Below are 18,112 nucleotides of genomic sequence, written 5' to 3' on the forward strand. Positions count from 1 at the left end.
GACCTGCCATGTCATACGATCGTTTGTTCGACTTCCTGTTCTGCTGTGCGGCGCCGCAGCCGCAGAGCTTCCCGTCGTCGCGGCTGCGCGGCGTGATCGACGAACTCGGCCGGCTCGGCTACGGCGTCACGCTGATGGCGACCACCGCCGACGCCTGCTCCGCCGTGCGCGGCAATGCGACGATCGGCTGCATCGTCGTCGAATGGTCGCTCGCGGAGCCGGAAAACGAGGTGGAGACGTTCGTGCAGTTCGTGCGCGAACGCGGCCTCGACGTGCCGGTGTTCATCCTCGCGGAGCGCCACCGGCTCGACGAGATTCCGGTGCGCGTGCTGGGCCAGGTGACCGGCTACGTGTTCATCGAGGAGGACACGCCGGAGTTCGTCGCGCGCAATCTCGCGAGCCATCTGCGCGGTTACGCGGAGTCGCTGAAAACGCCGTTCTTCGGCGCGATGGTCGATTACGCGGACGAGGCGAACCAGATGTGGACCTGCCCCGGCCACAACGGCGGCGTGTTCTACCAGAAGAGCCCGGTCGGCCGCGCGTTCGTCAAGCATCTCGGCGAGGCGGTGTTCCGCAACGACCTCGACAACTCGGTGGTCGGCCTGGGCGATCTGCTGGTGCACGAAGGGCCGGCGCTCGCCGCGCAGAAGGCGGCCGCGCGGATCTTCGGCGCGGAGCGGACCTACTTCGTGCTGAACGGCACGTCCACGTCGAACAAGATTGCGTTGACCGCGCTCGTCGCGCCGGGCGACCTCGTGCTGTTCGACCGCAACAACCACAAGGCCGCGCATCACGGCGCGCTGCTGCTCGGCGGCGGCATTCCGGTCTATCTGCCGACCACGCGCAACGCGCACGGGCTGATCGGCCCGATCGACTTCGCGGCGCTCGACGAAACGCGGATTCGCGAAGCGATCCGCCGCCATCCGCTCGTGAAGGACCCGGACGCATGGCGCAGGGAAAAGCCGTTCCGCGTCGCGGTGATCGAGCAATGCACGTACGACGGCACGATCTACAGCGCGCAGACGCTGGTCGAAAAACTCGGCCCGCTGTGCGAGTACATCCTGTTCGACGAGGCGTGGGCCGGATTCATGAAGTTCCATCCGCTGTTTCGCGGGCGCTTCGCGATGGGCGTCGCAGGGCTCGACGCGAACGCGCCGGGGATCATCGCGACGCAGTCCACGCACAAGCAGCTAGCCGGTTTCTCGCAGGCGTCGCAGATCCACGTGAAGGATTCTCACCTCGACGGCCAGCGCCGCCAGGTCAGCCACCGGCGCTTCAACGAGATGTTCATGCAGCACTCGTCGACGTCGCCGTTCTATCCGCTGTTCGCGTCGCTCGACGTCGGCGCGCAGATGATGCGCGGCCGCTCCGGCGAGGTGCTGTGGGACGACACGATCCGGCTCGGCATCGAACTGCGCAAGAAGATCCGCGCGCTGCGCGACGAATACGAAGCGGCGGAAACCGACCCGGCGCGGCGCTGGTTCTTCGATCCGTTCGTGCCGGCGGTGGTGCCGGCGGCTGCGTCGCCCACGTCGTCCGGATCGGGCCGCTCGACGGTGCTGCAACGCTGGGAGGACGTGCCGACCGAAGCACTGGCGTCGGACGCGCGCTACTGGGAACTCGCGCCCGATGAAGCGTGGCACGGCTTCGGCGCGCTCGCGCCCGGCTACGCGATGACCGACCCGAACAAGCTGACGCTGCTGACGCCGGGTTTCGACCGCGCGAGCGGCCGTTACGCGGACCACGGCATTCCGGCGTCGGTGCTCGCGCAATTCCTGCGCGAGCGGCGCATCGTGCCGGAAAAGAACGACCTGAACAGCATCCTGTTCCTGCTGACGCCGGGGCTCGAATCGTCGAAAGCCGGCACGCTGCTGTCCGCGCTGGTGCGCTTCAAGCAGTTGCACGACGACAACGCGCCGCTCGACGAAGTGATTCCGTCGTTCGTCGCCGCGCATCGCGAGCGGTATGTGGGCATCGGCCTGCGCGACCTGTGCGCGCAGATGCACGCGTTCTACCGCGAATGCGACGTGAGCCGGCTGCAACGCGAGCAGTTCGGCGCGGACCATTTCCCCGAGCCCGCGATGCCGCCGCAGGAAGCGATGCACGCGCTGGTGCGCAACGACGTCGAGCTGCTGCCGATCGACCAGATCGAAGGCCGCATCGCGGCGACGCTCGCGCTCGTTTATCCGCCGGGGATCGGCGTCGTCGTGCCGGGCGAACGTTACGACGAACGCGCGAAACCAATGCTCGACTATTTCCGGATGTTCGAGGAAGCCGGCAACCGGTTTCCGGGTTTCGAGAACGAGATCCAGGGCATCTACCGCAAGACCGGAAGCGACGGCCGCACGCGGCTCTACACCTACGTCGTGACCGGATAACCCTTTTCAGGAGAAACCGCGATGACTTTCGGCGTTCATTCGGAAGCCGGCAAACTGCGCACCGTGATGGTGTGCTCGCCGGGACTCGCGCACCGGCGGCTCACGCCCGCGAACTGCGGCACCCTGCTGTTCGACGACGTGATCTGGGTCGACAAGGCGATCGAGGATCATCACACGTTCATGCAGGTGCTGCGCCAGCAGGGCGTCGAAGTGCTCGAATTCCAGCACCTGCTCGCGGAAGTGTGCCTCGACGCGAACGCGCGCGACTGGATTCTCGACCGCCGCGTCACCGAGGAGGAAGTCGGCACCGGCATGCTGCGCGAACTGCGGCTGTGGCTCGAAGACATGCCCGCGCAGCAGTTGTCCGAGGCGCTGATCGGCGGCATCGCGAAGTCGGAACTGCCGTTCGACGCGCGCGGGCTGTTCGGCGGTTATCTGGAGCGCTCGGACTTCGTGATCCCGCCGCTCGTGAACCTGATCTTCCAGCGCGATCCGAGCGCGTGGGTCTACGGCGGCGTCACGCTGCATCCGATGTTCTGGCCCGCGCGCCGCAAGGAAACGCTGCTGCTCGCGGCCGTCTACGCGTTCCATCCGCGCTTCGCGGACAAGGTCCGCACGTGGTGGGGCAACCCGGACGAGGACCATGGCGCGCAGACGCTCGAAGGCGGCGACGTGATGGCGATCGGCAACGGCGTCGTGCTGATCGGGATGGGCGAACGCTCCAGCCCGCAGGCCGTGACCCAGGTCGCGCGCGCGCTGTTCGCCGGCAACGGCGCGAAACGCGTGATCGCGTGCCAGTTCCCGAAGTCGCGCTCGGCGATGCATCTGGACACCGTGTTCTCGTTCCTCGACGTCGATTTCGTCAGCATCTACCCGGACGTCGCCGACGAGATCCGCTGCACGAGCCTGTACCCTGGCGACGAACTCGGGCAGATCCGCTACGAGCGCCACGAGGGCAAGTTTCTCGACGTGGTCGCGAACGCGCTCGGCGTCGGCTCGCTGCGCGTGCTGACGACGGGCGGCGACCGCTACGAAAGCGAGCGCGAGCAGTGGGACGACGGCAACAACGTGCTCGCGCTCGACCGCCGCGTCGTGCTCGCGTACGACCGCAACACGTACACGAACCGCAAGATGCGCCAGGCCGGCGTCGACGTGATCGAGATTCCCGGCGGCGAACTCGGGCGCGGGCGCGGCGGCAGCCATTGCCTCAGTTGCCCGGTCGCGCGCGACCCGATCGCGATCTGAGCCCGCGCGCCATCCGACGAACGAAGGAACGGAAACCATCATGTTCAACGTACACAATCGCAGCTATCTGACGCTGACCGACTACACGCCGCGCCAGATCCGCTACCTGCTCGACCTGTCGCGCGACCTGAAGCGCGCGCGCTACGCCGGCACCGAAGTGCCGCGCCTGACCGGCAAGAACATCGCGCTGATCTTCGAAAAAACCTCGACGCGCACGCGCTGCGCGTTCGAGGTCGCCGCGCACGACCAGGGCGCGCACGTCACGTACATCGACCCGACCGGCTCGCAGATCGGCCATAAGGAGTCGATGAAGGACACCGCGCGCGTGCTCGGCCGCATGTACGACGCGATCGAGTATCGCGGCTACGGGCAGGAGATCGTCGAGGAACTCGCGAAGTATGCGGGCGTGCCGGTCTACAACGGGCTGACCGACGAGTTCCACCCGACGCAGATGCTCGCCGACGTGCTGACGATGGCCGAGCACAGCGACAAGCCGCTGCACGAGATCGCGTACTGCTACATCGGCGACGCGCGCAACAACACCGGCAACTCGCTGCTGATCGTCGGCGCGAAGCTCGGCATGGACGTGCGGCTGTGCGCGCCGCGCAACCTGTGGCCGCACGACGAGCTGATCGAGCAATGCCGCGCGACCGCCGCCAAGACCGGCGCGCGCCTCACGCTGACCGACAAGCCGGACGATGCCGTGAAGGGCGCGGACTTCGTGTACACGGACGTGTGGGTGTCGATGGGCGAGCCGCCGGAGAAGTGGGGCGAGCGGATCAACGCGCTGCTGCCGTACCAGGTGAACGCGGCGCTGCTCGCGAAGAGCGGCAATCCGCGCGTGAAGTTCATGCACTGCCTGCCCGCGTTCCACGATTCGCATACGGAGGTCGGCAAGCAGCTTGCGGAGCAGTACGGGCTCACGGACGGCGTCGAGGTGACCGACGAGGTGTTCGAGTCCGACGCATCGATCGTATTCGAGCAGGCGGAGAACCGGCTGCACACGATCAAGGCGGTGCTCGTCGCGACGCTCGCGGGCTAGGAGAACGGTCATGCGCATCGTGGTCGCTCTCGGCGGAAACGCCCTGCTCAGGCGCGGCGAGGCGGTGAGCCCCGGCGCGCAGTTGCGCAACGTGAAGCTCGCCGCCGCGCGGATCGCGGCGGTCGCGCAAGGCAACGAACTCGTGATCGTGCACGGCAACGGGCCGCAGGTCGGCCTGCTCGCGACGCTCGGCGGCAGCGCGCCGGCGTCCGGGCGTTTTCCGCTCGACGTGCTCGATGCGGAGACCGAAGGGATGATCGGCTACCTGATCGAACTGGAACTGCGCAACCGGTTGCCCGCATCACGGCCGGTCGCGACGCTCCTGACGATGGTCGAGGTCGATGCGAACGATCCCGCGTTCAAACGGCCCGACAAGCCGGTCGGGCCAATGCTCACGCAGAACGATGCGGCCAGCGCCGCGCAGGCGAACGGCTGGACCGTCGCGCAGGACGGCGACGGCTACCGCCGCGTGGTCGCGAGCCCGCGGCCGCTGCGCTTCCTCGAAATCGAGCCGGTGCGCGCGCTGCTCACGCAGCGCGCGGTCGTGATCTGCGCGGGCGGCGGCGGGATTCCGGTGACGGCCGACGCGGACGGCCAGCATCACGGGATCGAAGCGGTCGTCGACAAGGACCGCAGCGCCGCGCTGCTCGCGCACGAGGTCGGCGCGGACCTGTTCGTGATCGCGACCGACGTGGACGGCGTGTATCTGGACTGGGGCAAGCCCGACGCGCGGCCGGTCCGACGCGCGCATCCGGACTCGCTCGCGGCGGTGCATTTCGCGGCGGGATCGATGGGGCCGAAGGTGGAAGCCGCTTGCGCCTTCGCGCGACAGTCGGGACAGCGCGCGGTGATCGGCTCGCTCGCGGATATCGACCGGCTGGTGACCGGCGAGGCCGGCACGTCGATCAGCGCGGCGAACAGCGGCGTCGCGCAAGGGGAGATGCGGTAGCGGCGTCCGGCCTCAATCGTCGAGCGGCAACCCCGTCAGATCGCGGATGAACGGCAGCGCCGCGCACGACAGCGCGACGCATCCCATCACGTACCACGCGGGCGCGAGCACGTTGCCGGTCGCGCGGATCAGCCACGTCGCGATCGTCTGCGCGAAGCCGCCGAACAGCGCGACGCCGACGCTGTACACGATCGCCATTCCGGTCGCGCGCACCGCGCGCGGGAACATCTCCGGCAGCATCGTGATCGACGGCGCGGCCTGCAGCGCGAGCAGCACGCTCAGGCCGCCGACCGTCACCAGCAGCCGCGTCGGGCCGGGCTCGCTCGCAAGCCACAGGAACGCCGGATAGATCGCGATCACGACCGCGACGCGCGGCCAGAAGATCAGCGCGCGGCGGCTCAGGCGGTCGCTCAGCAGCCCCGACACCGGCGCGACGACGAACGTGACGACGCCGGACACGAGGCCCGCGAGCAGCGCGGTCGGCGCGGGCACGTGCAGTTCGTGGATCGCGTAGGTCGGCATGTAGAACGTGACCACGTAGGCGGTCACCGTCGTGCCGATCGTCAGCAGCACGCCGAGCAGCGCGCGGTCGCCGTGGTCGCGCAGCACGTCGACCACCGGCTGGCGCGCGACGCTGTCCGCGTGCGGCGCCTGTTCGTCGAGACGGCGGCGGATCCGCAGCCCGATCGGCGCGATCGCGACGCCGAGCAGGAACGGAATGCGCCAGCCCCATGCGAGCATCGCCTCGGTGGACAACAACGCGGTCAGCACCCCCGCGACCAGCGCGCCGATCGACACGCCGATGCCCTGGCTCGCGAACTGGAGGCTGCCGAAAAAACCGCGGTTCGCGGGCGTGGCGGCCTCGATCAGCAACGTCGTCGACGCGCCGACCTCGCCGCCCGCCGAGAAACCTTGCAGCAGCCGCGCGAACACGATCAGCACCGGCGCGGCGACGCCGATCTGCGCATACGTCGGCGCGAGGCCGATCAGCATGCAGCCGAGCGCCATCATGAAGATCGTCAGCGTCATCGCGGGCTTGCGGCCCGCGCGATCCGCATATGCGCCGATCACGATGCCGCCGAGCGGCCGCATCACGAAACCGACGCCGAACGTCGCGACCGACGCGAGCAGTTGTCCGTAACTCGACATCGTCGGGAAGAACAGCTTGCCGATCGTCAGCGCGAAAAAGCTGTAGACGGTGAAGTCGAAGAATTCGAGTGCGTTGCCGATCGTGGCCGCGAAGATCAGTTGCGTGCGACTCAGTTTGTCTTTGTGGACGTCGTCCAGGGTGATGCTGTCCATGCGCTCTCCTCGTGCCGGACCGTGGCCGCCCAGGCCGGCATTTTGTCGTTGTCGTGCCAACGGTAGCATTGGCGGCGGGCGGCGCGCCACTGAATTAAATTCCGGCTTCAGCCGTCCGGGCCGCCCGTGTGGCGCGGCCAGGGAGAGTCCTGGGTGACCCCCTGATTCTTTCTTGCCAGCCGTGCTGCGTGCGGTCTTTTCCGTCAGCATCACCGACTAATTTCGCTGCTCGCCGGTTCGTCATTGCGGATGTCGTTTCTGCCGGTTGGCGTGGGCCGGTCTGGACCGTTAGTTGCGACTTTACTCGCGACGCAAACGCCCGCGGCGGCGCGGTCCGCCGCCCCATCGACCGCATTACACGGCATACTTGACGCTCCCACGCGCGACACAACGCTTGCGCCGCCGGCGGCATGGAATTTGCGCCGCCGCATCGACTGCCTGCCCGGCCTGCGCGGCCGGCATCCGTTTACCGACGTTCGACCCATCCACTCATCCACTCATGCCAAGGACGCCCGACTTCATCCGTCTCCGATCCTTTCGCGCGGCCCTCGCCGCGCTGATCCTCGCGCTGCTCGCCGCCGTGCTGTGCGCGGCGCCAGCGAGCGCCGCGCCGGCCGCCGCCAGTCCGACGAGCCCCACGAATCCCGCCGCGCCCGTCGTGCTGACGCCCGAGCAGGCCCGCTCCGCGCTGCGCGTGCTCGACGACCCGACGCAGCGCGCGCACGTCGAGGACACGCTGCGCGCGATCGCGGCGGCCGGCGCGCTCGCGACGCCCGCTTCCGCGCCGGCCGCCGCGAGCCCCGCCGCCGCGTCGGCTCCCGCTGCGGCATCCGCGCCGCTGGTCGAGGCGCTGCGCTCGAACGGCCTCGTGCTGCAACTGTCGTCGCACGCGGCGCACAGCGCGCGCATGATCGGCGAACGCCTGCTGCATTCGCGGAGCGCGCTGTCGAACCTCGCGTCGGCGCGCGACTGGTGGAACGGCAAGCTGCATACGCCGGAGGGCCGCGCGCTGCTGGTCGATCTGCTGCGCGTGCTGTTCGTCACGCTGGCGCCGGCGCTGCTGCTCGAATGGCTGGTGCGCCGTTTCGCCGGCAGACCGGTGCGCGCGATCGCGTCGATGGCGGCGCATTCGGCGGACGTGAAGCTCGAAGCCGCGTTGCGGCAGGCGGAAACCGCCGCGCGCCGCGCCGAGATTCGCGCGCATGACGCGAGCGAGGCGGCCCGCTCGAAAACCGCGCTCGACAGCGCAACGAACGACGACGCCGCGAAACCCGCCGCCCCGCCACCGTCCGGATCCACGGCGTCCGCCGACGAAGCGGACGCCAACCTGACGACGCCCGACAAACCCGAACCGGACCACGAGACGGCCGAGTCCCGCGCGCGTCGCGAGCGTCACCGGCTGCTCGGCGCGCGGCACTGGACGCTGCTGCAACGTCTGCCCGCCGCGTTGTTCGCCGGGCTGCTCGCGCTGCTGCCGGTCGTCGCGTTCGGCCTCGTCGCGGCCGGCATCCTGTCGCTGATGACCGGTCCCGACGACGCGGCGCCTGCCGCCGCGGTCGGCGAACTGGTCGATACGTATGTGATCTGCCGGATCGTGCTCGTGCTGTGCGGGCTGCTGTTCGCGCCGAACACGGCCGCGCTGCGGCTGATGCCGCTGTCCAACGAATCGGCCGCGTTCGCGCAACGCTGGGCGACGTGGCTCGTGATCGTCGGCGGCGTCGGCGGCGCGCTGAACGGCGCGGTGCAGCTCGGCATGACAGAGGACGCGCACCTCGCGCTCGTGAAGATTGTCGCGCTCGTCGGCCACCTGCTGCTCGCGATTGCGATCCTGCGCTGCCGGCGTCCGGTCGCGACCGCGATTCGCCGCGCGACGTTCAAGCGCCGCTCGCTCGAATACCTCGCGCACTGGTTCGCGGACGTGTGGGCCGGCGTCGCGATCTTCATCGTGATCGCGCTGTGGCTCGCCTGGGCGCTCGATCTGCGCGGCGGTTATCCGGCGCTGATGCGCGCGGGCGGCCTGTCGCTCGCGGTGCTGCTCGGCGCGCGCGTGGTCGCGATCGTCGCGCTCGGCGCGCTCGGCCGCATCTTCGATCCGCTCGGCAACCGCGAGAACATGTCGATCGGCCAGCGCCGCGCGTATCGCTATTACCCGATCCTGCGGCGGCTGCTGACGATCGCGATCTGGCTCGTCACCCTCGACGTGCTGCTGCACGTGTGGGGCATCCAGCTCGGCCGGCTGTTCGTCAGCGCGCAGATCGGGCGGCTGCTCAGTTCCGCGCTGCTCACGATCGCGATCGCGATCGTCGTCGCGATCGTGATCTGGGAAACCGTGAACGTCGCCGCCGAACGACGCCTCGAAAACTGGACGCACGCGGGCGACTACGTGCGCGCCGCGCGGCTGCGCACGCTGCTGCCGATGCTGCGCACGTCGCTGCTCGTCGCGATCCTCGTGGTCGTCGGGCTGACCGCGCTGAGCCAGCTCGGCGTGAACACCGGGCCGCTCGTCGCGGGCGCGAGCATCTTCGGCGTCGCGCTCGGCTTCGGCTCGCAGAAGCTGGTGCAGGACTTCATCACCGGCATCTTCCTGCTGACCGAAAACGCGATGCAGGTCGGCGACTGGGTGACGGTCGCGGGCGTGTCCGGCACCGTGGAGTTCCTGTCGATCCGCACGGTGCGGCTGCGCGGCGGCGACGGCTCGTTGTACACGGTGCCGTTCAGTTCGGTCACGACCGTGAACAATACCAATCGCGGCATCGGCAACGCGGCGGTGAAGGTGGTGATCGCGCACGGCGCGGACGTGAAGCGCGCGGTCGACACGCTGAACGACATCGGCGCGGCACTGCGCGCCGACGAGGCGTTCGGCAAGGGCATCCTGAGCGACTTCGCGTACTGGGGCATCGACCAGGTGGACGGCGCGAACGTGACGCTGGTCGGGCAGATCCAGTGCACGGACTCGACGCGCTGGTCGGTGCAGCGCGAATTCAACCGGCGCGTGCTCGACCGCTTTGCCGAACGCGGCATCGAACTGGCGAATCCGCAGCGCAACTTCATCGTCGGGCTGCCGGGCGGCAATGGCGATGCGGCGGAGCGCGGCGGCGATGTCGAACGGCGCTCGGGCGATGGTCGTGACGGCCGGGAGGCCGCGCCCGATCATGCGGGTCAGGCGGCCCGCGCGACGAAGGACGCGGAATCGCCGTCCGGCTCGACGACCGACGCGCGCGGCACGTCGCCGGGCAGCAAGCCGTCGCTTTGATGCGGGGTCGGGGGTGCGTGCCGATTGTGGTCCCGACTCACCGCCGAGGGTCCCGAAAATCCTCACCTTGAGGCGGTCCGGCCAGCGCGGCCGGATCGTCGGCGCGACGGACTTTCCAGTCCAATCAATGACCTACGTGTGGGGGGCGAAGCGGCTTTCGCGAGACGCGGGCGGGTCCCGAAATCCCTCACCTTTAATCGCGCGTTCGCGGGGGGCTGTTTTTACTGCACGTAAAAGCCGATGGCTTTCGGCTTCGTGACGCGGAATATGCGGCCACGCTTGCCACGCACCGCCGTTGCGGCGATGCGTGTTTCAAGTATCAAACCTCAAGCCTCGACATCCGCGAGACTGAAAATCCCGGTCTGGTCGTTATACGAAAAGATCTCGCCGTAACGGCCCCAGTCGATCACGGTATCGAGCGTCTGTTCGGCAATCACGTCGGACAGGAAGTCCTCCAGTTCCTGCTCGAAGCGCACGCGCGGCGCGCGATGTCCCGGCCGCTCGTTCAGCACCTTCCTGATCCGCGCGGCGAGCGGCACATGCCGCAGCAGATGCTCGGCGAACATCGTCTTGCGCGCCTGCGTGTCCAGTTCCGCGAACACGCGCGCGGGCGGCGTCAGCAGCACGTCGCCCTCGCGCACGTCCGCGAAGCCGAGCAGTTGCAGCATCTCCGCGATCGGGAACAGGTCGTCCACCTGGAGATGCAGCGAACGCGCGATCTCCGGCATGTCCGCGCGGCCATGGTACGGCGCGGCCGCGACGGTCTCGATCAGACCCGCCATCAGATTCGTCGACACGTCCGGCAGGCGGCTGCCCACTTCGAGACGCTTCTTCGTCGCGTCCTCGACGTCGCGGGTCGTCATCTTCGCGTAGATGTCGTCCACCAGGCGGCGGAACGCCGGGTCCAGACGATTGCGCGGATGCCTGAACGGCACCTTGATTTCCGCGACCACGCGCCCCGGGTTCGACGACAGCACCAGAATCCGGTCGCACATGAACACCGCTTCCTCGATGTTGTGCGTGACGATCAGCACGGACTTGATCGGCAGACGCCCCTGCGTCCACAGGTCGAGCATATCGGTGCGCAGCGTCTCGGCGGTCAGCACGTCGAGCGCGGAGAACGGTTCGTCCATCAGCAGCAGCGTCGGATCGACGACCAGCGCACGCGCGAAACCGACGCGCTGACGCATGCCGCCCGACAGTTCGCGCGGATACGCGTTTTCGAAACCGTCGAGGCCGATCAGGTCGATCGCCGCAAGCGCGCGTTCGCGCCGCTCGCGCGCGCCGACGCCCTGTGCTTCGAGGCCGGATTCGACGTTCTGCAACACGGTCAGCCACGGGAACAGCGCGAAGGTCTGGAACACCATCGCGACGCCTTCGGCCGGCCCCTTCAGCGGCTTGCCGAGCCAGTCGACTTCGCCCGACGTGGGCTCGATCAGACCGGAGATGATGCGCAACAGCGTCGACTTGCCGGAGCCGGAGCGGCCGAGCAGCCCGACGATTTCGCCTTCGCGCAGTGACAGGTTCGCGTCGTCGAGTACGAGCCGGCCGTTCTGGTAGTCGTCGAAACCGCGGCTCACGTGGCGCACCGACAGCACTTCGTCGCCGAGGCGCGGCCGCCGCGGCAGCAGGTCGGGAGAGATGATTTCAGGATTCAGCATGGCCGTTTACTCTCAATCGAGCCGGAGCCGGGACTCGGCATGGGTATACATCGGCCGCCACAGCAGGCGGTTGAACAGCGTGACGAACAGCGACATCACCGCGATCCCGAGAATGATCTTCGGGTAGTCGCCGGCGGCGGTCATCTGCGCGATGTACGCGCCGAGGCCGTGCGCGGCGACCTTCGTGTCGCCCCACTGCACGTATTCCGCGACGATGCTCGCGTTCCACGCGCCGCCCGACGCGGTGATCGCGCCGGTGATGTAGTAAGGGAAGATGCCCGGCAGGATCGCCTGACGCCACCACTGCCAGCCGCGAATGCGGAAGTTCGTCGCCGCTTCGCGATAGTCGTTCGGATAGGCGCTCGCCCCCGCAATCACGTTGAACAGGATGTACCACTGCGTGCCGAGCACGATCAGCGGCGACAGCCATACGTCCGGATTCAGATGGAAACGCACGATCACGACGACGAACGCCGGGAACAGCAGGTTCGCCGGGAACGCGGCGAGGAACTGCGCGAGCGGCTGGATCTTTTCGGCAAGCGCCGGACGCAGCCCGATCAGCACGCCGAGCGGCACCCAGATCACCGATGCGATCGCGATCAGCACGACGACGCGCAGCAGCGTAATCAAGCCGAGCACGAGCACGTGACCGATTTCATCGAGCGTGACGCCGGTGCGCACGTAACCGACGACGCGCCACACGACGAACACCGTCAGCACGAGCACGAAGGTCATCCACACGATATCGCCGGTGCGCGACGCCGCGCTGCTCCGCACCCGCGCGGCGGGCAGCGCCTTCGGCATGCGCACGCGCAGCGGCACGCGCGCCGCGTTCGCGAGCAGCCAGCCGGCCGGCACCAGCAGGCGGTGAATCAGCCGCGTGCGGCGGATCAGATCCAGCAGCCACGATTCCGGCGCGTTGCCCGAACTCGTGTTTTCCATCCGGAACTTGTCCGCCCACGCGACCAGCGGACGAAACAGCAACTGGTCATACGCGAGGATCACCACCACCATCGTCAGGATCACCCAGCCGATCGCATGCAGGTTCTTGTCCGCGATCGCCTGCGCCAGATATGCGCCGATCCCCGGCAGCGTGATCGTGTGGTTGCCGACCGTGATCGCTTCCGACGCCACCACGAAGAACCACCCGCCCGACATCGACATCATCATGTTCCAGATGAGCCCCGGCATCGAGAACGGCACCTCCAGCTTCCAGAAGCGTTGCCAGCCGGTCAGGTGAAAGCCTTTCGACACCTCGTCCAGATCGCGCGGCACCGTGCGCAGCGACTGGTAGAAGCTGAACGTCATGTTCCACGCCTGGCTCGTGAAGATCGCGAAGATCGCCGCGAGTTCGGCCCCGAGCACGCGCGACGGAAACAGCGCGAGGAAAAACGTCACCGTGAACGAGATATAGCCGAGCACCGGCACCGACTGCAGGATGTCGAGGATCGGCACGAGCACCTGCGCGGCGCGGCGGCTTTTCGCGGCGAGCGTGCCGTACCCCAGCGTAAAGACGAGCGACGCGATCATCGCCGCGAGCATGCGCAGCGTGGTGCGCATCGCGTATTCGGGCAGGTTCGACGGATCGAGCGAGATCGGCTGCGCGCTCAGCGTCGAGATGGGGGCCATCGACTCGTGAAAGCCGATTGCGGCCATCGCGAGCAGGCAGATGATCAGCGGGAACGCGACGAAGTCCCAGCGGTTCGGCAGCACGCGCCACGCGGATGCGTTGGCCGTGCGGTTCAGGTTGAAACCGAATTCCATCACTGGCCTCCGGCGCGCGGCCCGGCGCAGGCGCGGCACGGCGCGCGGCGGTTCGTTCGCATTGAACGGTTGAGCGAATTCATGTCGAAAACCCCGATGATTGGATGAAGCATCCGGACGTCGCCGCGCGCGGGACCGTCCGGCGGGTCCGGACGGGACATCCGCGCGCGACGGCCGGTCAGACCGCGAACACGCGTGCTTTCAGGCGTCGCCAGCGATCGGCGAGCGAACGCCCGCCGTGCATCGGCGCGGACGGCGCAGGCGTGGCGGCGGACCGGACATGGCCGGCATCGGATGGGGGAAGCGGTTCGGGCAACTGGCGGGGCAGGTGCGAGACAAGCAGACCGAAGTTCATGCTGATTCTCCGAAGCGTCGCAAGCGACGCGGTTTTTATCGGAAAGCCAGCAGACCTGGTGGCGGCGCGATTCACGCGCAACGGCAAACGGCTACTCGCTTTCCTTCGCAAACGAAACAAGGAAGCGGCATAACGGATAACTGTCACTGTCGGACATCGGAACCTCCATCGCGCATCGACGACGCGCTTAAGGCCCGCCCGCATCGCCGGCGCAACGACGCCGGCCCGCGAGCGAACGCGGACGAACACCGCCGCGGACACAAGGCCCACGACACGATGCCAGCCGAACGCACGCGCGAAACGCGGCCGCGTCCGGATGACGCTAATTAAGATGCACGAGGAAATACTGCTGGACGCGCACCATCTGCCTCACTGGCAAGACGGCGGCTATGGAAAGGGAGCGCGGACGTCCTGCCAATCAGGCAGCGAAACTGTTCGAAGATCGACTACAGCTACTGTCCAAGGCGTCAGCCCCTTTTGTTAAGACCGGCGAATTTTAGTCACGCACACAGCCGGAAGTCAACACGATTCGCACTCCGCGTCAAATCCCGTGCCAATGCCGCCACACCGGCCCCGAACGGGGCGCGCACGGCCGCGCAGCAGCCCACGCACACGCCGCCGTCAGGCCTGTTTGCGCTGCGCGTTTTCGCCTGCGCCGATCCGGTCGAGCCGCTCGCTCGCGTCCGTCAATACCCATAGCGGAGCCGACCGCAACTGGCCGTCGTACACCGTCACGATGCGTGCAAGCGCATCGAAAGCCTCGTCGTCGAGGCGCCACGCGCCTTCGCGGCCGCCGCGCTCGAAGCAGGCGAGCAGCGCGTCGTCCGCGCGGCTCGCCTCCTCCGGCGTCAGTTCGCCGTAACCCGCATTGACGATCGACAGGACGAGCACCTGGGTCTGCAGCAGCGTCTGCGCGTCGTTGCCCGTCGCGTACCCGCCGCGCAGCGCGGACAGTGCGAGATGCACCTGCAGCGCGAGCCCGTCCGCGGTCGCGCGCGGAATCGGCAGCAGCATGGTCTTGCTGCGCCGCGCGCGGGCGTTCCCAGACGAACGCTGAAACGGAATGGTCATGGTCAGGGGACACGGAAGAATCGGATCAGGTGCATTAACGGCACCGCGCGCGGAAAGATTAAGGTGCCCCGCGCAAACGATTCAACCGGAATGAAACCTCGCCCGCGCGCCGGACGAAACGCGTCAGCGTTCGTCGCCTTTCGCGCGCCGCGCGGCGACGAACGCGTCGATATGCGCGATCGCCTGTTCGCACTGTTCGAGCGACAGCAGATGGAGCGACGGGCTCGCGAGTTCGAAGCCGAGTTCGTCCGCGAGCCAGCGGACCGCCTTGCCGCGCGCCTCGAACGGATTGACGCCGTCGCGCCGCACCTTCGCGGCGACGAGCGGCTCCAGCGCGTCGTGCAGCCGGCTCTTCGCGTCGCGCAGCGCGCCGTTCGCGAGCCGGCCGAGCGGCACGTTGCGCGTGCTGCGCGCGTGCACGCCGATCCACGCTTCGCAGGCGGCGCAGATCCACAGCGGGCCGTGGTCCTCGCGATACGGGTACGCTTCGTCGCCGTAGCGCGCGAGCGCGGCCCGCTCGCCGCAGTAATCGCAGGTCGGCTGCGGCAGCGCCTTGACCGGGCGGCCTACGCGCATGACGCGCTCCGCAGCAGGGGCATCGACGGTTGCATGAAAGACGGTTCGAAAGATCGCGCGGCCGGAACGGATGCGCGGCGGGTGAATGTCGGTAGAAGGATACCGGGAAACGCGGGCCGCGCCAGCGTGGCCGAACGGCCAACGTGCGCGCGGTCACGGTGCGCAGAGGCCGCGTTCTGGCGTCGCGCGGCGGCGGCGCGGCTTCTGGCGACCCCTTCCGCGTGCTCATGCGGCACGGGTCGCCGCCAGATCGGCCGAGTGCGGCCTGCCGTGACCTCGGGACCACGCCATCCATGCACAGGGAGCCGCCGCATCCGGCCCGCGCGCCACCCCGTCACGCCACGCTATGCGCCGGCCGTCGTCGGCGTCGGCTCCTCGCGCTCCAGCGAGCGCGTGCCGCGCAGTTCGGGAAACAGCTTCATCCACAGCAGCGCGACGCCGATCGTCGCGAGCCCGCCGATCAGCACCGCGCGCTGCGCCCCCCACCATCCGGCCGTCACGCCCGACTCGAATTCGCCGAGCTGGTTCGACGTGCCGATGAACAGCGAATTGACCGCGCTGACGCGCCCGAGCATTTCGTCCGGCGTGCGCAACTGCACGAGCGACAGCCGCACGACGACGCTGACCACGTCCGACGCGCCGAGCAGCGCGAGCGCGACCAGCGACACGATCAGGCTGTGCGACAGCCCGAACGCGACCGTCGCAAGCCCGAACACGATCACGCCGCCGAACATCGCGGCGCCCGGCCGCCGCCGCAGCGGGAAATGCGCGAGCCAGATCGTGCCGGCCAGCGCGCCGACCGCCGACGCGGAGCGCAGCAGCCCGAGTTCGATCGGCCCCGCATGCAGGATGTCGCGCGCGAACACCGGCAGCAGCGCGGTCGCGCCGCCGAACAGCACCGCGAACAGGTCGAGCGACAGCGCGCCGAGAATCACCGGCTGCGAGCGGATGAACGCGATGCCCGAGAACACCGATTCGAGCGTGACCGGCGCGCGCGACGCCGGTTTCGTCTGCAACGGAATCGTGACGACGAGCGCGGCGGCCAGCGCAAACGACAGCGCGCACGCGAGATACGCCGGCCCCGCGCCGATCCCGTACAGCAGGCCGCCGAACGCGGGGCCGACGATCTGCGCGGTCTGGTTCGCGGCCGTCGCCCACGCGGTCGCCTGCGGCAGTTGCGGGCGCGGCACGACGCCCGGCAGCAGCGACGAGATCGCCGGCGACTCGAATGCGCGCGCCGCGCCGACGCACGCCGCGAGCAGATAGATCAGCGGCGCGCTCAGCCAGCCGCCGAACGTGCCCCACGCGAACACCAGCGCAGCGACGCTTTCGACGCCCTGACAGATCGCGGCGATGCGCCGCCGGTCGTAGCGGTCCGCGACGTGGCCCACGACGAGCGTCAGCACGAACATCGGCAGGAACTGCGCGAGGCCGACGAGGCCGAGCGCGAACGCGCTGTGCGTGAGCGCATAGATGTGCCAGCCCATCGCGACCGCGAGCATCTGGAACGACAGCGACGACAGCACGCGCGCCCCCCAGAAGCGCTGGAACGCGCGGTTGCGCATCAGCGCGGGCGGCGCGGCGCGTTCGAACGCGCCGGCGGGGTCGTCGTCGGGAGCCGGGGAGGACGGATTCATGGATGGGCGGGCAGCGCGAAACCGGATGCGGAAAGTGGCCGAAGGGCGACAAGTTTAGTGCAACCGGCGCGATCCGGCCGAGCGGTTCGCGCGAGCCCGCGCGCATCGTTATATCCTATAGAATACATCGGTGCGTTTCGCGGCGAGCGCGGAACCCGTGGATTACGGATTGCGAATCGGCAAGAGGGGGCAGGTTGGACAGCAGCGAACGCGGAACCGTCGGGATGCCGGCCGCCATTGCGTGGCAGCAGGACGGCCTGCCGGCGAAGATCGTCACGCTGCGGCCGGCGTCGAGCCGGGAGCGCGCGGAAGCGATCCGCGACGTGATCGACGGCTTCCGGCAACTGCGCGGCAGCGTGCATCGTTTCGTGCTGATGTTCGCGGCGGGCACGGAGACGCCCGCGGTCGCCGAGGCCGGCGACGCCGCGTCGTTGCAGCCGCTGCTGTCGACGCTCGCGCGGCAGCTCGACACCGCGAGTTTCGCGCGCCGCCGCGAACTGAAGCGCGCGATCCGCGATGCGCGCCGGCTCGAACAGCGGCGCGACGCGATCTTCTTCGACACGCTCAGCCACGATTGCGACGCGATGCGCCGGACGGCCGCCGAACTGGAGCGCATCGACGCGACGTTCGTCGGACTGTGCGTCGAGCACGTGCTCGAACAGCACCGGCATGCGCCGGCCGCCCCGCGTCCGCCGCTGCGGCGCGCGCCGCAGACGGCGACGGTGACGGCTGCTTCGCCCGCCGCGATCACGACCGTCGAAACGCACGCGGACGCGCCTGCTTCACCGTAATCCGCCGCTCCCGATGCCAGCGCCGCCGCCCGCAGCAGCGGACTTTTTATCGTTATATCCTGTGGTATATTTCGGACTCGATGCGCGC

General features: G+C 68.6%; 13 protein-coding genes. 6 read left to right on the forward strand and 7 right to left on the reverse strand.

Translation table 11 applies throughout. The annotated features are described in order from the left end of the window. Positions 1–8 precede the first annotated feature (8 nt). From BLV92_RS21545 to BLV92_RS21560, 4 genes are read left to right on the forward strand one after another with little or no spacing between them, the layout of a single operon-like run. Complete coding sequence (locus BLV92_RS21545) at positions 9–2,378, forward strand: Orn/Lys/Arg family decarboxylase (RefSeq protein ID WP_090548568.1); 2,370 nt, start codon at positions 9–11, stop codon at positions 2,376–2,378. Positions 2,379–2,399: 21 nt separating this feature from the next. After that, positions 2,400–3,623, forward strand: a complete 1,224-nt coding sequence (locus BLV92_RS21550) for an arginine deiminase (protein WP_090548571.1) — start codon at positions 2,400–2,402, stop codon at positions 3,621–3,623. A gap of 37 nt (positions 3,624–3,660) precedes the next feature. Further along, positions 3,661–4,665 carry an ornithine carbamoyltransferase gene (locus BLV92_RS21555; protein WP_090548572.1) on the forward strand — a complete coding sequence of 335 codons (1,005 nt, stop codon included), beginning with the start codon at positions 3,661–3,663 and terminating at the stop codon, positions 4,663–4,665. A gap of 10 nt (positions 4,666–4,675) precedes the next feature. Continuing rightward, positions 4,676–5,614 carry a carbamate kinase gene (locus tag BLV92_RS21560; RefSeq protein WP_090548575.1) on the forward strand — a complete coding sequence of 313 codons (939 nt, stop codon included), beginning with the start codon at positions 4,676–4,678 and terminating at the stop codon, positions 5,612–5,614. Between the two features lie 12 nt (positions 5,615–5,626). On the opposite strand, the gene BLV92_RS21565 is transcribed toward BLV92_RS21560, so the two are convergent. After that, a complete protein-coding gene (locus BLV92_RS21565; protein WP_090548578.1) occupies positions 5,627–6,916 on the reverse strand; it encodes an MFS transporter in 1,290 nt (429 codons plus the stop codon). Positions 6,917–7,415: 499 nt separating this feature from the next. Here BLV92_RS21565 and BLV92_RS21570 point away from each other — a divergent pair, with 499 nt between their 5' ends. Beyond that, the gene (locus BLV92_RS21570) at positions 7,416–10,169 is read left to right on the forward strand and encodes a mechanosensitive ion channel domain-containing protein (RefSeq protein ID WP_090548581.1); all 2,754 of its coding nucleotides are present in this window, start codon (positions 7,416–7,418) and stop codon (positions 10,167–10,169) included. A 326-nt stretch (positions 10,170–10,495) separates the two neighbouring features. Here the strand turns inward: BLV92_RS21570 and BLV92_RS21575 are convergent, their stop codons facing one another. The 6 genes from BLV92_RS21575 to BLV92_RS21595 all read right to left on the reverse strand — a co-directional run bounded on the left by BLV92_RS21575 (position 10,496) and on the right by BLV92_RS21595 (position 17,233). Beyond that, positions 10,496–11,830: an ABC transporter ATP-binding protein gene (locus tag BLV92_RS21575; RefSeq protein ID WP_090548583.1), complete on the reverse strand. Its 1,335-nt coding sequence runs from the start codon at positions 11,828–11,830 to the stop codon at positions 10,496–10,498. A 12-nt stretch (positions 11,831–11,842) separates the two neighbouring features. Continuing rightward, a complete protein-coding gene (locus BLV92_RS21580; protein ID WP_090548585.1) occupies positions 11,843–13,594 on the reverse strand; it encodes an ABC transporter permease in 1,752 nt (583 codons plus the stop codon). Positions 13,595–13,772: 178 nt separating this feature from the next. Then, positions 13,773–13,949, reverse strand: coding sequence for a hypothetical protein (locus BLV92_RS32160; protein ID WP_167627128.1), 177 nt, complete (start codon positions 13,947–13,949; stop codon positions 13,773–13,775). 621 nt (positions 13,950–14,570) lie between these two features. Beyond that, positions 14,571–14,963 (reverse strand): hypothetical protein, encoded by a 393-nt coding sequence (locus BLV92_RS21585; protein WP_243844094.1) that lies wholly within the window; start codon positions 14,961–14,963, stop codon positions 14,571–14,573. 180 nt (positions 14,964–15,143) lie between these two features. Further along, the gene (locus tag BLV92_RS21590; RefSeq protein WP_090548591.1) at positions 15,144–15,596 is read right to left on the reverse strand and encodes a zinc-finger-containing protein; all 453 of its coding nucleotides are present in this window, start codon (positions 15,594–15,596) and stop codon (positions 15,144–15,146) included. Positions 15,597–15,940: 344 nt separating this feature from the next. After that, entirely contained in the window at positions 15,941–17,233 is a 1,293-nt protein-coding gene (locus BLV92_RS21595) for an MFS transporter (protein WP_177197995.1), read from the reverse strand. 224 nt (positions 17,234–17,457) lie between these two features. Here BLV92_RS21595 and BLV92_RS21600 point away from each other — a divergent pair, with 224 nt between their 5' ends. Continuing rightward, positions 17,458–18,024, forward strand: a complete 567-nt coding sequence (locus tag BLV92_RS21600; protein WP_134170951.1) for a hypothetical protein — start codon at positions 17,458–17,460, stop codon at positions 18,022–18,024. Positions 18,025–18,112 lie beyond the last annotated feature (88 nt).

Origin of the sequence: Paraburkholderia caballeronis, from assembly GCF_900104845.1 — a bacterium.
Lineage (GTDB): Bacteria > Pseudomonadota > Gammaproteobacteria > Burkholderiales > Burkholderiaceae > Paraburkholderia > Paraburkholderia caballeronis.